The 15684-nt window shown below is 47.5% G+C and carries 14 protein-coding genes and 1 pseudogene; 9 read left to right on the plus strand and 6 right to left on the minus strand.

What is annotated here, in order from left to right:
- Nucleotides 1-288: 288 nt before the first annotated feature.
- From HMPREF2696_RS11375 to fghA, 3 genes and pseudogenes are all read left to right on the plus strand, one after another.
- Nucleotides 289-537: pseudogene (locus HMPREF2696_RS11375) on the plus strand (CRISPR-associated helicase/endonuclease Cas3); the annotation flags it as partial.
- 120 nt (nucleotides 538-657) lie between these two features.
- Nucleotides 658-1767, plus strand: a complete 1110-nt coding sequence (locus tag HMPREF2696_RS09945; protein ID WP_198400586.1) for an S-(hydroxymethyl)glutathione dehydrogenase/class III alcohol dehydrogenase — start codon at nucleotides 658-660, stop codon at nucleotides 1765-1767.
- Nucleotides 1768-1775: 8 nt separating this feature from the next.
- Entirely contained in the window at nucleotides 1776-2603 is an 828-nt protein-coding gene (fghA, locus tag HMPREF2696_RS09950; protein ID WP_049336824.1) for an S-formylglutathione hydrolase, read from the plus strand.
- Between the two features lie 152 nt (nucleotides 2604-2755).
- Here the strand turns inward: fghA and rtcR are convergent, their stop codons facing one another.
- Nucleotides 2756-4384 carry an RNA repair transcriptional activator RtcR gene (rtcR, locus tag HMPREF2696_RS09955; RefSeq protein WP_004520021.1) on the minus strand — a complete coding sequence of 543 codons (1629 nt, stop codon included), beginning with the start codon at nucleotides 4382-4384 and terminating at the stop codon, nucleotides 2756-2758.
- A gap of 1116 nt (nucleotides 4385-5500) precedes the next feature.
- On the opposite strand from rtcR, the gene HMPREF2696_RS09960 reads away from it, so the two are divergent.
- Together HMPREF2696_RS09960 and HMPREF2696_RS09965 are read left to right on the plus strand one after the other, a co-directional pair.
- Nucleotides 5501-7075 (plus strand): vWA domain-containing protein, encoded by a 1575-nt coding sequence (locus tag HMPREF2696_RS09960; RefSeq protein ID WP_070588392.1) that lies wholly within the window; start codon nucleotides 5501-5503, stop codon nucleotides 7073-7075.
- An 87-nt stretch (nucleotides 7076-7162) separates the two neighbouring features.
- Nucleotides 7163-8641: an RNA ligase gene (locus tag HMPREF2696_RS09965; protein ID WP_070588393.1), complete on the plus strand. Its 1479-nt coding sequence runs from the start codon at nucleotides 7163-7165 to the stop codon at nucleotides 8639-8641.
- Between the two features lie 32 nt (nucleotides 8642-8673).
- Here the strand turns inward: HMPREF2696_RS09965 and HMPREF2696_RS09970 are convergent, their stop codons facing one another.
- Nucleotides 8674-9117: an RpiB/LacA/LacB family sugar-phosphate isomerase gene (locus HMPREF2696_RS09970; protein ID WP_070588395.1), complete on the minus strand. Its 444-nt coding sequence runs from the start codon at nucleotides 9115-9117 to the stop codon at nucleotides 8674-8676.
- An 86-nt stretch (nucleotides 9118-9203) separates the two neighbouring features.
- On the opposite strand from HMPREF2696_RS09970, the gene HMPREF2696_RS09975 reads away from it, so the two are divergent.
- The 3 genes from HMPREF2696_RS09975 to HMPREF2696_RS09985 all read left to right on the plus strand — a co-directional run bounded on the left by HMPREF2696_RS09975 (nucleotide 9204) and on the right by HMPREF2696_RS09985 (nucleotide 11077).
- A complete protein-coding gene (locus HMPREF2696_RS09975; protein ID WP_004520016.1) occupies nucleotides 9204-9857 on the plus strand; it encodes a metallophosphoesterase in 654 nt (217 codons plus the stop codon).
- Nucleotides 9858-9994: 137 nt separating this feature from the next.
- Nucleotides 9995-10459 carry a dihydroneopterin triphosphate diphosphatase gene (gene nudB, locus HMPREF2696_RS09980; RefSeq protein WP_004520014.1) on the plus strand — a complete coding sequence of 155 codons (465 nt, stop codon included), beginning with the start codon at nucleotides 9995-9997 and terminating at the stop codon, nucleotides 10457-10459.
- A gap of 84 nt (nucleotides 10460-10543) precedes the next feature.
- The gene (locus HMPREF2696_RS09985; protein WP_004520013.1) at nucleotides 10544-11077 is read left to right on the plus strand and encodes an inorganic diphosphatase; all 534 of its coding nucleotides are present in this window, start codon (nucleotides 10544-10546) and stop codon (nucleotides 11075-11077) included.
- A 202-nt stretch (nucleotides 11078-11279) separates the two neighbouring features.
- Here the strand turns inward: HMPREF2696_RS09985 and HMPREF2696_RS09990 are convergent, their stop codons facing one another.
- A complete protein-coding gene (locus tag HMPREF2696_RS09990; RefSeq protein ID WP_004520011.1) occupies nucleotides 11280-11906 on the minus strand; it encodes a hypothetical protein in 627 nt (208 codons plus the stop codon).
- Nucleotides 11907-12202: 296 nt separating this feature from the next.
- Between HMPREF2696_RS09990 and cysI the strand changes: the two genes are divergently transcribed.
- Nucleotides 12203-13960, plus strand: coding sequence for an assimilatory sulfite reductase (NADPH) hemoprotein subunit (cysI, locus tag HMPREF2696_RS09995; RefSeq protein WP_070588396.1), 1758 nt, complete (start codon nucleotides 12203-12205; stop codon nucleotides 13958-13960).
- Nucleotides 13961-14088: 128 nt separating this feature from the next.
- Here cysI and HMPREF2696_RS10000 read toward each other — a convergent pair whose 3' ends face one another.
- The 3 genes from HMPREF2696_RS10000 to HMPREF2696_RS11705 all read right to left on the minus strand — a co-directional run.
- A complete protein-coding gene (locus HMPREF2696_RS10000) occupies nucleotides 14089-14661 on the minus strand; it encodes a hypothetical protein (protein WP_004520009.1) in 573 nt (190 codons plus the stop codon).
- 90 nt (nucleotides 14662-14751) lie between these two features.
- On the minus strand, nucleotides 14752-15258 hold the full coding sequence (locus HMPREF2696_RS10005; protein ID WP_003685697.1) for a hypothetical protein: 507 nt from the start codon (nucleotides 15256-15258) through the stop codon (nucleotides 14752-14754).
- Nucleotides 15259-15490: 232 nt separating this feature from the next.
- Nucleotides 15491-15684 (minus strand): hypothetical protein (locus tag HMPREF2696_RS11705; protein ID WP_210383773.1); only part of this gene is annotated, 194 nt, incomplete at its 5' end.

Raw genomic sequence — 15684 nt, forward strand, 5'->3', positions numbered from 1 at the left:
CCGCCTTCGGGCGGCTGTGTGTTGAAACTCTGCCACCGTATCTCATGTCTAAGTAAGGAAGAGGGGCTGTATGTTCAAATATTGTCCAAGCAGACCGCTCTTCTTTTGATCCTTCGCTTTCCGAAGCTTTAGTGAAAGCTGTGAAGGATATTAGAAGCAAGTCATAAAGGGTAATCAATAACAATGCTGTCTGAAAAAGTTTCAGACAGCATTTTTTCTATTTGCATATTAAATTTAATATCATATTATCATTGCATAATATCAGTTTAAATTTTTTAGAATTTCAATATGAAAACCCTAATTTACTACGCCCATTCTGCCCAAGACAAACTCGGTAATCTCTTGCCTTACGAACATTGGCAAACCTTACAAAGCCATTTGGTCAATGTTGGGAAAATGGCGGTGGAGTTTGCTCGGGTATTCGGTGCCTGCCATACTGGACAGCTTCATGACTAAGGGAAATATTCGGAAGCCTTTAACCGCCAATTACATGGCAGCCCTTTAGTCGATCAAGCTATCGCCGGAGCCAAAATTGCAAAAATGCTTGCTTCAGGGTGGGTTCCAAAGTATAAACTGTGGTTATCTTTCGTAGGCTAGATAACTTTATTAATGAATTAAAAGGCAAAAATAATGGAAATTAAACAAACCAATCCAACCATCAAATCTCGTGCGGCGGTGGCATTCTCCCCAAATCAACCCTTACAAATTGTGGAAATCGACGTAGAAATGCCACGCAAAGGCGAGGTGTTAATTCGTAACACTCACACTGGTGTGTGCCATACTGATGCGTTTACGTTGTCAGGAAGCGATCCTGAAGGCGTATTCCCTGTGGTGCTTGGACACGAAGGTGCGGGTGTGGTCGTTGCTGTGGGCGAAGGTGTGTCAAGCGTAAAACCAGGTGATCACGTCATTCCTCTTTACACCGCTGAATGTGGCGAATGTGAGTTTTGTCGTTCAGGTAAAACCAACTTATGCGTTTCAGTGCGTGATACACAAGGTAAAGGCTTAATGCCAGATGGCACGACGCGTTTTTCTTATCAAGGTCAGCCGATCTATCACTATATGGGCTGTTCGACTTTCAGTGAATACTCAGTTGTTGCCGAAGTTTCACTGGCGAAAATCAACCCGGAAGCAAACCACGAACAAGTATGTTTACTCGGCTGCGGCGTTACCACAGGTATTGGTGCGGTACATAATACGGCAAAAGTGCAAGAAGGCGACTCTGTTGCAGTGTTTGGTTTAGGGGCGATTGGTTTAGCTGTGGTGCAAGGTGCACGTCAAGCTAAAGCGGGTCGTATTATTGCTATTGATACCAATCCTGCAAAATTCGAGCTGGCAAAACAATTTGGTGCAACGGATTGTTTAAATCCTAACGATTACGATAAACCAATCAAAGATGTGTTGTTAGACATCAATAAATGGGGTATTGACCATACCTTTGAATGTATCGGCAATGTAAACGTGATGCGTCAAGCATTAGAAAGCGCACACCGTGGTTGGGGACAATCCATTATCATCGGCGTAGCGGGTGCAGGGCAAGAAATTTCAACTCGCCCGTTCCAGTTGGTAACCGGTCGTGTTTGGAAAGGCACGGCGTTTGGTGGCGTGAAAGGCCGCTCTGAACTGCCGAAAATGGTGGAAGATTCAATGAAAGGCGATATCGAGTTAGAACCGTTTGTGACCCACACAATGACGCTCGATCAAATTAATGAAGCCTTTGAGTTAATGCATGAAGGTAAATCGATCCGCGCTGTTATTCATTACTAAGGTACGCGATGAAACTGATTGAACAACATCAAATTTTTGGTGGTTCGCAACAAGTGTGGGCACACCATGCCCAAACGCTGCAATGCGAAATGAAATTTGCCGTCTATTTGCCGGATAATCCGGAGAATCGACCGCTTGGTGTGATTTATTGGCTTTCCGGCTTAACGTGTACGGAACAAAATTTCATTACCAAATCAGGCTTTCAGCGTTACGCGGCAGAACATCAAGTAATTGTGGTTGCTCCCGATACCAGCCCTCGCGGAGAGCAAGTGCCGAACGATAATGCTTACGATTTAGGGCAGGGTGCGGGCTTTTATCTTAATGCGACCGAGCAGCCTTGGGCGACGAATTATCAAATGTATGATTATATTTTGAATGAGTTGCCTAGTCTGATTGAGGAAAATTTCCCTACCAACGGCAAACGTTCGATTATGGGACATTCAATGGGCGGACATGGCGCATTGGTATTGGCGCTGCGAAACCAAGAACGTTATCAAAGTGTTTCTGCCTTTTCGCCCATTTTATCGCCTAGCCTCGTGCCTTGGGGAGAAAAAGCCTTTTCTGCCTATTTAGGAAAAGATCGCGAAAAATGGCAGCAATATGATGCCAGCTCACTCATTCAACAAGGCTATAAAGTACAAGGTATGCGCATTGATCAGGGCTTGGAAGATGAGTTTTTGCCAACACAATTACGTACCGAAGATTTTATTGAAACCTGTCGTGCGGCAAATCAACCAGTCGATGTGCGCTTCCACAAAGGCTATGATCATAGCTATTACTTCATCGCCAGTTTTGTTGGCGAGCATATTGCCTATCATGCGGCATTTTTGAAGTAAACCAAAGAAGTGATTCGTGAATCGACCAAACGTTGGTATGAACGTTAATTTTTTATGTTAACGAAAATAAAAAGGCATCAGATTGATGCCTTTTGTTTTTTATAAATGATAAAAAATAATGCTCTCAAAATGAACTAGTCTGCCCACTCTATTTAAATATCCCCCCATTCCAGTCCAAACCGTTGCAAATACTTTCTCAGTCGATCGCTGTCATTGACTTTTGCCCTTTCTGTTCGGGAGACGTTGAACAATGCACGGCCGGCGGCGGCCATGTTGGGATGTTTGCGGCATTCGTCGATAACGTGTTGCAGTTGTAGTTTGTCGAATAAATCCAATGTGTCCCAATCGATTTTATCGGGGTAGTCTTGTGCTTTTTCAGACGGCCTGTTATGTAGGAGGCCGTCTGAAAAGGGTTCTTCCGACCATAACCATTTGAGGCGTTCGATTTCGGCTTGGACTTGTTCTACTTGTATCCTGCCTTGCGGCGCGAGTGTGGCCAGGCGCATGATGCTGGCGGCGAGGTCGCGGAAGTTGCCGCGCCATGGTGCTTGGTTGGAGTGGGCGAAGTCGAGGTAGGTGGCCAGGGCTTCTTTGTTGAAGCGGGTGGTTCGGCCGAGTTCTTGCGAGGCTAAGGCGAGCTGGTGTTCGACGTTGGGCTCGATGTCTTCGCGACGGTTGGCGAGTGCAGGTAGTGGGTAATTCCAGATATTAATGCGGGCGAACAGGTCTTCGCGGAAGCGTCCGGCGCGGATTTCGTGGCGTAGGTCGCGGTTGGTGCCGGCGATAAGTTGGAAGTCGCTTTTGACTTCGCTGTCGCTGCCGACGGGATAAAAGTGTTTTTCTTCAATGGCTTTGAGCAACATAGCTTGCTCGTCCAAGCCCAATTCGCCAATTTCATCTAAAAACAATACACCGCCGTCGGCGGTTTTCAAATAGCCTTCACGCTTTTCTGCAGCACCGGTAAAGGCGCCTTTTTTGTGGCCGAACAGGGCAGATGCTGCGCCGTCGCCGCGAAGGGTGGCGCAGTTTACATCGACAAATGTGCCTTTAATCAGATGGCGCGCTTTTTTCAATTCAAAAATCCTGCGTGCCAGCATGGATTTACCTGCGCCTGTCGGGCCGGAAAGCAGAATGGGGGAAGGAGAGTTGAGTGCGACTTGTTCAATTTCGGCAATCATGCGGTTGAAGGCGGCGTTTTGGGTAGAAATGCCGCTTTTCAGGTAGCGCACTGCGTCATCGCGCACGGCGGCGAGGCGTTCGGCCAGCACGTCGTAACGCGCCAAGTCCAAATCGATGATTTCATAACTACCGACATTGCCGTCCTCCATACTGCGTCTTTGATTTTTGGGCGGAGCGGTTTGCAACAGTACGCCGGGGATTTGACGTGATTCCACCAATAAAAACAGGCAGATTTGGGCAACGTGTGTACCTGTCGTGATGTGGGTGAGATAGGTTTCTTCTTCTGTATCAAATGGATAGTTTGCTGCCCAATCGTGCAGTTTGGTATAAACCTCGGAGAAATCCCACGGGTTTGCCAGCTCCATAGGCACGAGATTGACGACTGTGTGCGGCGATACTTGCTGAATATCGGCTTTTACATGATCCGCCAGTTCGCGGTATTTCTCCGCATAAAACAGCTCCATACGGTCGAGATGAAAATCTTGACGCTGATTCATGGCGACGTTTGGCCGCCATTTCAACCAACGGCCCTGACCGAAACCTTTGTCCAGCACTGTACCAAGAAAGCTGACGGCGACTTGTTTTTTGGGGATGGTATTCATGTTTCAGAGGGCCTTTAAATTATTTTTCCAGGACAAATTTTCCGTTTACTTAGCCGCAAGTGTTTGTCCAAATCATCGAATCGCATCATATATCCTTGTATATTTTATTTTCTATATAACTATCTATAAATATATTTTTTAGTATTATACGCTATTTGGCGATAAAAGCCACTTTAAAATATATTTTCTTTATATTCAATTAATTAAAAATTATTTTTATAAAAATTTTATTCTTGGCACGCTGTTGGCTATGTTGTGAATGTAACGATACAGCAGATGCTTCGGGAAATACAGTTACCGGAGAAAAATTTTCCGTAAATTTAGTTGCTGTGTGGTTACAGGGCGAATGCCAACAAGACTACATTTGGATTAACAGGTTCGAATCCTGTCTCGTCTGATAGACGTTGAACGTCTTGTTTATTTAGTCGCTCACCCTTTTCAATATGGCAGGCAAATGCCTGGGGAAACTACAACATGGATATCCTTGTGTCGCAGGTTCGAGTCCTGTCTCTGTTATCCAAAATAGCAGAGTAGCTCAGTTGGTAGAGTAAAGGCATGTTTCCCTTAAAAACTTGTTGCGTGCCATATTACTTTTACGGCAGCAGGCGGATGCTCGGAGAGGGTACATTAACCTTTCACGTTAAAACCGTTTCTCTTCATGTTTATCCGCTACGCTGCCATCCATTCGAGGCCGTCTGAAATATTCAGGCGGGCTGATATAAAAACCGTTTTCGGTATATTTGGCAAATACCGGAGGAATTACAGCCTGCCAAGCTCGAGGTCGCGGGTTCGAGTCCCGTCTCTGTCGCCAACTATGGCAGAGTAGCTCAGAGGATAGAGCGCGTAAAAATTTCTCCACTCTTTGTTGCCCAATGTGCCACCCCTTATGGGCGAATGCTATTAGGATTACATTCCTTTCTTGCTACAAACCCGAATGATCCTAATTAAACTGGTCGCCCTACGGCAGTAGGCGGATGCCCGGAAGAGAATACATTAGCTTTCAGTTAAAAACGCTTCTCTTCATCTTTAGCCGCCACGCTGCCACCCATTCAAGGCCGTCTGAAAAACAAAGCTAAAACAAGTTCAGACGGCCTCAAACCAACAATATGAAAGAAAATGAAAATGGCTAATACTAATTTGTTTCAATCTATTAAAAACCGTTTTACTAAAACCGATACCCATAATGAAGCCGGCGGCATCGCCTACACGCTGACGCCCAAACAACAGCTGGCACAGCTTGCGGCTACCGGTTGTCTGAATAATACCTTCTATGCTGATGCACAAAGCCAACTTGACCAAGTGCTGAAATTGGCAGAAAGCCTGGATGCCGAGTTTATTGCCAAAACTGCCGTATATGCCCGTCAAAAAGGTTTTATGAAAGATATGCCTGCGCTGTTGCTTGCCGTGTTGGCGCAAAAAGACGTGAACATGCTCGCTCGTGTATTCGACCAAGTAGTGGACAACGGTAAAATGTTGCGTAACTTCGCACAAATTATCCGCAGCGGTGCAGTCGGCAGAAAATCTTTCGGCAACCGTCCGAAAAAACTGATGCAGACTTGGCTTTTGACCGCTACCGAAAAACAACTGTTGAACGCCGCCGTCGGCAATTCGCCGTCGCTGGCAGACGTGGTCAAAATGGTGCACCCAAAACCGCGTGAAGCATGGCGTGCCGCATGGTTTGCATGGCTGATCGGCAAACCGTACGACCGCGAAGCATTGCCACCCATTACCCGCGCTTTTGAAGATTACAAACAAAGCCGCCAAGGCGAATTGCCCAACGTTCCTTTCCAAATGCTCACTGCTTTAGACTTGAACAACGGCGACTGGGCACAAATCGCCCGCAACGGCTCATGGCAGCAGATTCGTCAAAACCTGAACACTTTCCTGCGCCACGAAGTGTTTGCTAAAAGCAAAAACATCAAAATGGTGGCAGAAAAACTGCGTGACGAAACCGCCATTGCCCGCGCCCGCGTCCTGCCTTATCAGTTGCTGACCGCGTATCAGGCAACATCTGACCAAATGCCGTCTGAAATCCGTGAAGCCCTGCAAGATGCGATGGAAACCGCCGTACAAAACGTACCGGCAATCCAAGGCAAAGTCGTGGTTTGTCCGGACGTTTCCGGCTCTATGCACAGCTCAGTTACAGGCTATCGCGGCAGCGCGACCAGCAAAACCCGCTGCATCGACATTGCCGCGCTCGTATCCGCCGCCATGTTGCGTACCAATCCGCAAGCCCGCGTGATACCGTTTGAACAAATCACGGTAAACGTCAAGCTCAATCCGCGCGACAGCATCATGACCAACGCCGAAAAACTCGCCAATGTTGGTGGCGGCGGAACGGCATGCAGCGCACCGCTCGCCATGCTGAACCGCGAAAAAGCCGACGTGGATTTGGTCGTCATCGTATCAGACAACGAAAGTTGGGCGGATGACAGCCAAGGATGGGGCGCCACAACCAGCCTGATGAAAGAGTGGGATATTCTGAAACGCCGTTGCCCAGAAGCCAAACTCGTTTGTCTGGATATCCAGCCCTACACCAAGGCTCAAACACGAAACCGTCACGATATCTTGAACATCGGCGGCTTCTCCGACCAAGTATTCTCCCTGATTGGTTCCTTTGCCGAACGAGGTATGGGTACAGATTTCTGGGTAGAAGAGATTGAGAAAACGCCGTTGGCAGCTGTGAACTGAAGCTAAGGCCGTCTGAAAAAAGGGTAGAAATATTTTTCAGACGGCCTATTTATTCAGTACCAGCTGAGAAAAGAATAAGGAAACAAAATGCAAAAATTTATCTTAATCCGCGGTCATCAAGGTTCGGGAAAATCGACGTTTGCCGAACAAAAAGCCGCCGAATTTAAAGTACAGTATCCAGATGCGGAAGTGGTCCGTATTGAAAACGATTTGTTCATTACCGATGAATATGGTGAATATCGTTGGTCGGGCGAAGCAGTGGATAAGGCGCAAAAACGCGGTAATGCTTTGATGACTGAAACTTTGAGACTTGGACGCCAAAATCCGAATCGAAATATTTTGATCATTAATTCCAATACCAACCAAAAAGCTTCGCGTTGCCGTCATTTATTGGATCAGGCGGAGAAAAGCGGTTTTGAAACAGAAGTTTATCGACTGCACAATTTCTATCCCAACCTGCACGGTGTAAAAGAGCATGACGTGTTGGCGGCGTATATCAAGTTGAACCAAAACCGAGTGGCAAACGAAATCCATATCGAGGCCGTGCAGCCGGCAAATGCGGAACAGTTAGAAAAAATCGAACAGATGCAGGCTATCGAGCATAAGCCGCTGGTGTTTGATGAGGCGCAGCAAACCTTTGTGACCGATCACTATCTGCAACACAGCAGCCGTAACTTTACCGCCAAAGCATCCAAGCGTTATCCTGAATTGCGCGTGTTGAAATACGCACGCAGCGTGTTCTATAACAACCGCTTTAATGATGCTTTGCTGGAAATGCGCGGTTTGATTATCGACGCGCATAATCGAATCATCGTGCGCCCGTTTAAAAAAGTGTTCAATTATTCGGAACGTATTGCCAAAGGCAGCCGTTATCCGATCCGAATCGGCGATGAGAGATTGGTGGATGCTGTGGTAAAAGTAAACGGCTTCCTCGGTTGCTGCACTTTCGTATCGCTTTCAGACGACCATCCGTCCCACGGAGCAGCGTTTGACGGCAAAGTGCTGTATTCGACTACCGGTTCTCTTGATAGCGCGTTTGCGGACATGACCGCCGCACATTGCGCTCAATACGAAACCCTGTTCCGCACGTATCCGAACCATACTTTTTTGTTTGAAATCACAGATGCGAAAGACGTGCACATCATCCGCGAAGAATTTGGCGAAACTTTAATCGGCTGCATTGACGTGGCGACCGGCCGTCAATTTTCTGAATCGGAATTGGACGAAATCGGCAAACAATACGGAGTGCGCCGTCCCAAAACGCTGAAAAACATCACGTTCGGGGAGTTGAAAGGTCGTCTGAAAAACGTGGAACACGAAGGTTTTATGGTGTTTGATGCCCAAACCGGCGAAATGCTGTTCAAACTCAAATCGCCGTATTACCTGATTTCCAAGTTTTTAGGACGAAGCAACGAGGGGAATATCGGCCGCAAACTCGACAAACGCCACGTCGATGAAGAGTTTTACCACTTAATCGACTACATCCACGAGCATCAGGAAGCGTTCAATGCTATGCCGGAATTGGATAAAATCGCGTTTATCCAAGCATTCTTGCGGCAACTGTAAGGCCGTCTGAAAATATATGGAGCAACATGTATTTATTTTCCGCGCTCGTATGCTTCAATTTCACCGACTTTAGGTGCATAGCCGCTGTTTGTGTCGTGACGCAAGTCCAACCAGATATCGACCAATGCCCAAGCAGCCGGAGCGGCAATCACGTTTTGCCCCATACATAAAACCTGCGCATCATAGTTTTCCACCGAGCCGCGGACGGTGAGTAAATCATGCGCCGTTGCCGCCCGTATGCCGCGCACCTTATTGGCGGCGATTGCCGTACCCACGCCGGTGCCGCAAATCAACAGCGCACGGTCGGCGCGTCCTGCCGCGACTTCTTCGGCCGCGGCAAACGAGAGTTGCGGATAGGTCCCTTCGGGCGAGGATAAATCGACCAAGCTGCTGACGCGCGGGTCGTTTTGCAGATGCGCTTTGAGCGCGTCTTTCAATATTGCGCCGTTGGCCGGCGCGGCAATAACCAAACGCATAAAAACTCCTTGAAGCACACAATAAACATTACTCAGCATACGCCCGCGCGTGATACGATTCAAGCCTGCAACGCAGAAAGCACGGTATGAGCAAAACCTACTTCACATCAGACCTACATTTCTCACATAAAAACATCGCTAAATTCTGCCCCCAATTTCGACCGTTCGATAACGTGGAGCAGATGGATGAATTTTTAATCCGGATATGGAATGAAACCGTTACGCCTGAAGATACGGTGTACAACTTGGGCGATTTTTCCTTTGCCCAAGACCATAAGCAGATAGAGCGCGTTTTGTCGCGGTTAAACGGGCAACATCACTTGATTTACGGCAATCATGATCATGTGATTCGGCAGTATGCCGATTTTTTCCGCAGCCAAACCAAGCATGACGGCCATCCGCTGCTGTCGTCCATACTGCCGTATTTGAAACTCAAATTGCCGGAAATTAAGAATACACTGGTTCTCTTTCACTATCCGATTCAGGAATGGGACGGCTGCTATCAGGGCTGGTATCACTTGTACGGCCATTTGCATGACAGGGTGGCGGAAATCAAAGGGCGTGCTTTAAATGTCGGATTCGATTTGCACGGTCGTTTTTTGACGGCGCAAGACGTCGATAAGTTTTTGTGTGATTTGCCTAAAATTTCGTATTTTGGTGAAGCAGGATTTAAAGCCAACTCGCCGGAAGAAGCGGCAGAGCTGGTGTCTCGGAAACTGGCGCAGTTAAATCAGGTATAATTTCAGACGGCCTTTGCGGATTTCCGGCAAAGGCCGTCTGAATATCAATTTCCCATTTTTGAGTGATACATGGAAAACCTTTTGGCTTACTTACTACAAAAAATCAGCCTCCCCAACCAAACCGGCAAGGACAAGTCATGAGCAGTAAGCCTTTGAAGTATCCCGTTTCCGCTTTGGTTGTTTTGTATGATAAAGACGGCAATATCCTGCTGATTGAACGCACGGCGCCGCAAGGTTTTTGGCAGTCGGTTACCGGCAGCTTGGAAGAGGGCGAGCGTATCGAAGAAACCGCATGGCGCGAAGTGTGGGAAGAAACCGGTATCCGCCTTGCAGACGGACAGCTGGAAAACTGGCACGACAGCACCGTTTATGAAATCTATCATCACTGGCGCCATCGCTATCCCAAAGGCGTTTTTGAAAACCGCGAACACATCTTCTCCGCCCAAATTCCGCGCGATACGCCTATCGTCCTGCAACCGGACGAACACGTTGCCTACGGTTGGTTTAGTGCGGAAGAAGCGGCAGAAAAAGTGTTTTCGCCTTCCAATAAACGCGCAATTTTAGAACTGGTCAAAAGGCTGAATGCCAAAAAGGCCGTCTGAATACGACAGTTTCACATTTTCAGACGGCCTTGGGTTTGCTATACTTTCGCCGTTTGACTCTATTTAAAATCAAAGGAAACCATCATGGCAGACTTCAATAAAATCCTGACCCCGGGCGATGTGGACGGCGGCATCATCAACGTTGTCAACGAAATCCCTGCGGGCAGCAACCACAAAATCGAATGGAACCGCAAACTGGCCGCTTTCCAACTCGACCGCGTTGAACCGGCAATTTTCGCCAAACCGACCAACTACGGCTTCATTCCGCAAACTTTGGACGAAGACGGCGACGAATTGGATGTATTGCTGGTGACCGAGCAGCCTTTGGCAACCGGTATTTTCCTGGAAGCACGCGTTATCGGTGTGATGAAATTCGTTGACGACGGCGAAGTGGATGACAAAATCGTCTGCGTTCCGGCCGACGACCGTAACAACGGCAACGCCTACAAAACTTTGGCCGATTTGCCGCAACAACTGATCAAACAAATCGAGTTCCACTTCAACCACTACAAAGACCTGAAAAAAGCAGGTACCACTAAAGTTGAATATTGGGGCGATGTAGAAGAAGCGAAACAAGTCATCAAAGAATCTATCGAACGTTGGAACAAACAAGCCTAATCGGTTTGCCCCATCCAATATCAAGGCCGTCTGAAAATCAGATTTTCAGACGGCCTTTTTATATCTCAGCAGCCTATCAATCCTTCAAGCATTTTCAAACTGATATTTCAAACGAATCAATCATATTATTTTAAATAATTGTTCCCTAAAGCCGAAATTTCAGACGGCTAGAGAATAGGTTTTCTAGATTGCAATTACAGCATCAGCCCCAAAACGCTTTTTCAAATCCTGCCGCGCATTCTGGTGGCAGTTCCCGTTGTAGTAAATCATGCAGAGCAGAATATAATTCTGGAGGTATGTCGCAGCTTTCTTCATCGTAGAACTCCCCGCCTGCTTTCCGCCATTCGCGCTCAAAATCATAAATTGCCAATAAGGTTTGCATTAGTATTGCTACGGAAGGGGCGATAAGGCGGCGTTTTTCTATTGTACCGTAACCTATTATCAACCAATAAACAGGACTGCCGGGAGCGGTGGTATCAGCAAAAAGAATTGAATCGTCAAACATTATGCCAAATATCGCCCATTCTTCACGCCAGCCTTGTGTAGGCAGATATTGCTTGGTCTTCCTATCCCAGCCGAAGGCCCAATCGTGCCAACTGTTGGGCAATTTGGGATAAGTCACCCATTGTAAAAACAGAGTTTCCATCTCCAGCCAATAATTGGCAAGTAGATTGTCGGAATGCCATATGCCGTCCATATGGCGGTAGAAGTCGGCTAATGCACCCAAATGTAGATGACGGTTACCTTCCAGTGGGGGCAGTTTCTGCAACGTTTCTGTATAGGGAAAACCAAAGGTTTGTGCGAAGGTGCGTATAAGGGAGTGAGGCATAAAGTTTGCTTGCTGTATTTTTACGGTTTAAGTCCGTGGAAGATAATGGATTATAGTGGATTTAATTAAAATCGGGCTTGACGCAGGCTAATGATGTAAGCCATCGATTTAGTTTATTTTTGATCTGCCAACGTTCATCAGTCAGAACATAAATATAGTAAATTCAAATTGTCTATAAGTTAGTGCGATATTTTGCCAATATAACAAAATCGTCTTTAAAACAAACAAACCATTCTTTCTCATTTTCAGACGGCCTCATTAAAGTAATGCCTATATCAAAAATAAGGAGTGCTTCAATGACTGCTACCACAACCGACCCACGTGCCAAGCTGCCCGAGACGCCTTTGTCCGGCAACGAAGCCTTAAAAGAGCGCAGCGATTATCTGCACGGTACGATTAAGGAAGAGTTGAAAGACGATTTTACCGGCGGCTTTACTGCCGACAACTTTCAGCTTATCCGTTTCCACGGCATGTATGAACAGGACAACCGCGACATCCGTGCCGAGCGTACCGAACAAAAGCTCGAACCCTTAAAAAACATGATGTTGCGTTGCCGTTTGCCCGGCGGCATCATTACGCCGAAGCAGTGGCTGGGTATCGACAAATTTGCCGGTGAAAATACGATTTACGGCTCCATCCGCCTGACCAACCGTCAAACTTTCCAATACCACGGCATTCTGAAAACCGATTTAAAACAGGCACATCAGGCATTGCACAAACTAGGTTTGGATTCCATTGCCACAGCCAGCGATGTCAACCGTAATGTGTTGTGTACCAGCAATCCGGTGCAAAGCACGTTGCACCAAGAAGCCTATGAATGGGCGGCGCGCATCAGTATGCACCTTCTGCCGCGCACCATGGCATATGCCGATGTGTGGCTGGACGGCGAAAAAGTGTTCACGACCGAGCCGACCGAGCCGCGCAATAAAGAAATTGCCGATGAGGTTGAGCCGATTTTGGGTAAAACCTATTTGCCGCGCAAATTCAAAACTGCCGTCGTGATTCCGCCCGATAACGATGTGGACATTCATTCCAACGATTTGGGTTTTGTGGCGATTGCAGAAAATGGCAAGTTGGTGGGCTTCAATGTATTGGTCGGCGGCGGTTTATCCAGTGAACACGGTAATACCAAAACTTATCCAAACATTTCTTACGAATTTGGTTTCGTACCGCTCGAATACACCCTTAACGCCGCCGAAGCCGTCGTCAGCACCCAGCGCGACTGGGGCAACCGCAGCGACCGCAAAGCAGCGCGTACACGCTATACGCTGCAACGCGTCGGCGTGGATGTGTTCAAAGAAGAAGTCGAAAGACGCATGGGCATTAAGTTTGAACCCATCCGCCCTTACGAATTTACCCATCGCGGCGACCATATCGGCTGGGTACAAGGGCATGAAGGCAACTGGCATTTGACTTTGTTTATTGAAAACGGCCGTCTGCTTGATTATCCCGGCAGACCTTTAAAAACTGGCGTGCGTGAAATTGCCAAAATTCATCGCGGCGACTTCCGTCTGACTGCCAATCAAAATCTGGTGGTTGCCAATGTACCGCCCGAATTGAAAGACACGATTGATAAAATCGCCAAAGAGCATGGCCTTATCAGCAAATCGATTACCATCCAGCGTGAGAACTCAATGGCCTGCGTTGCCTTGCCGACTTGCCCGCTGGCGATGGCGGAGGCCGAACGCTTCCTGCCGACATTCTCCGATAAAATTGATGAAATGTTCGCCAAATATGGCTTGGAAGACGAATACATCGTTTTGCGCGTAACCGGTTGTCCCAACGGTTGCGGTCGCGCCATGCTGGCGGAAATCGGTTTGGTCGGTAAAGCAGTCGGTCGCTACAACCTTTACGCAGGGGGCAACCGCGAAGGCACCCGCATTCCGCGCCTGTTTAAAGAAAATATTACCGAACCTGAAATCCTTGAAATTGTCGAAGGCTGGGTGGCGGATTGGTCTCGAAACCGTTTGGATGAGGAAGGTTTTGGTGATTTTGCCATCCGTACCGGTATCGTCAAACCCGTATTGGATGCTCCGCGAGACTTTTGGGCATAAGTCATACAGACAGACCCACAAGTCTGCAATAAGAAAATAGAGAAAAACCAAAGGCCGTCTGAAAATCAGATTTTCAGACGGCCTTTTATATTGGGAGCGTTTATATCAAAGATGGAATATAAACTAAATCAGCGACGGCGGCCAAAGCCCCGACCCATACTTGGGCGGCGGTAGTTGGAAGGCTGACGCGCGGTTTCGCGGTAACGCTGTTGCTGTTGAGCGTTTTGTTGCTGGGCACGCAGGGTGCGCGTATTCAGCTGTTGGCTGGTGCGTCTGTTTGGACGTGCGGTTTGATAATAGTTGGCACGGGCTTGACGTGCAATCGGGCTGTTTTGATTGCTTGCCTGTGTGAATTTGTTGGCCAATGCGTTGCCGATAAATGCACCGGCTGCCGCGCCCACCAAGCTTTGCAGCAGCCAGCTGCCGGTGGATTGGTCGTAGATATATTGTTGGCCGTCTGTACCGGTTACCGGTTGGCCGTTGTTGCCGTTGGCTTGTGCCTCGGCAGGAATGGTGTCTTTCACGGCTTCAGGCGTGAGCTGGTAAACCGTATTGTCTTCTTGTTGGCCGTTTTGTTGTGCCAACTGTTGTTGTAATGCTTCGATTTGTTTTTGTTGCTGCTCAAGCTGCGCTTGGGTATTGTCTTTGCAGGCAGCAAGGGCAAAAGTGGAAAGGGCGGCTAAGGCAATCAGTTTTTTCATTGTTTTTCCTGAGAGAAGTTTGTCTTTGCCGAGATTTCGGCGGAGTGTGTTCGCCTAATATTAAACCATTTCCCTGTTTTTCAAGTAGTTTTACAAAATAATATTGGAAAGTTGCGCTGCAAATGCACGGCTGTTGGCAGCCAGATTGCCCAGTGCGGGCATTTCGTGTTCGGTTTCGATAATCAGCAGGTTGGCAGGGCGGCGGGTGTGCAGGGACATTTGCATTTCAGCGGGAGAGAAGGGCATGTGATGGCGTTTGGCGAAAGCTTCGGCGCGTTTGTTGGCGGTTTTGAGCATAGGCAGCAGGGTAATGTCCAAATGGAAACGGCGTACGCCCAAAACCAAAATACGCGCTGCGAAGAAATCCGCTTCATCAGTAAAAACGTTGGGGCTGCTTTGATTGAAGTCGTGGCGCTCTGCGGCAATCAAGGTCGCGATGGTGCGTACTTGCGGAATCAGGGCTTCGCTGATGAGGCTGTCAGGCGAATCAGGCAAAGTGTGCATGTTGAGCATGCTGTGGTGGCTGTTGCTGTCAACGACCATGCGGCAGGTGTGTAACATTTGTGTTTGGCTGTGGATTTTAGTTGAGGCAGTCATGGCTGTATTCCTTATTTCTTAAAAATGGGTGGATTTAAGCGGCCATGGTGGGTATAAAAAAAGCCGCTCAAATGAGGCGGCTCTAATTTGCGTATTTTCAATTTGGTCTGTTTTAGACAAGCGCAAAAAAGTACCGCACGTTTGTGTGGTACCAATAGAAGAAAGTAGCAGAGCGTTGCGCGGTTTGCATGATGAAAATACGTCTTTAATGTATAAAAGAATGGAACGTAGTTTAAAACAAGAATGCCAGTAATTTCAATATCCAATCGACAAAACCCACCAATAAATCTACAAGTTGTTGTAATCCTTCCAATTTATTTTCTTTCGAGTGAGTCAAATTTGCACAATTATAATGCAAAACCGGGTGAATTGATAACAATCCGAGCAGGCTCTTTAAAAAGGCCGTCTGAAAACTGAATTTCAGAC

This window comes from Neisseria sp. HMSC058F07 (assembly GCF_001810035.1).
Taxonomy (GTDB): domain Bacteria; phylum Pseudomonadota; class Gammaproteobacteria; order Burkholderiales; family Neisseriaceae; genus Neisseria; species Neisseria perflava.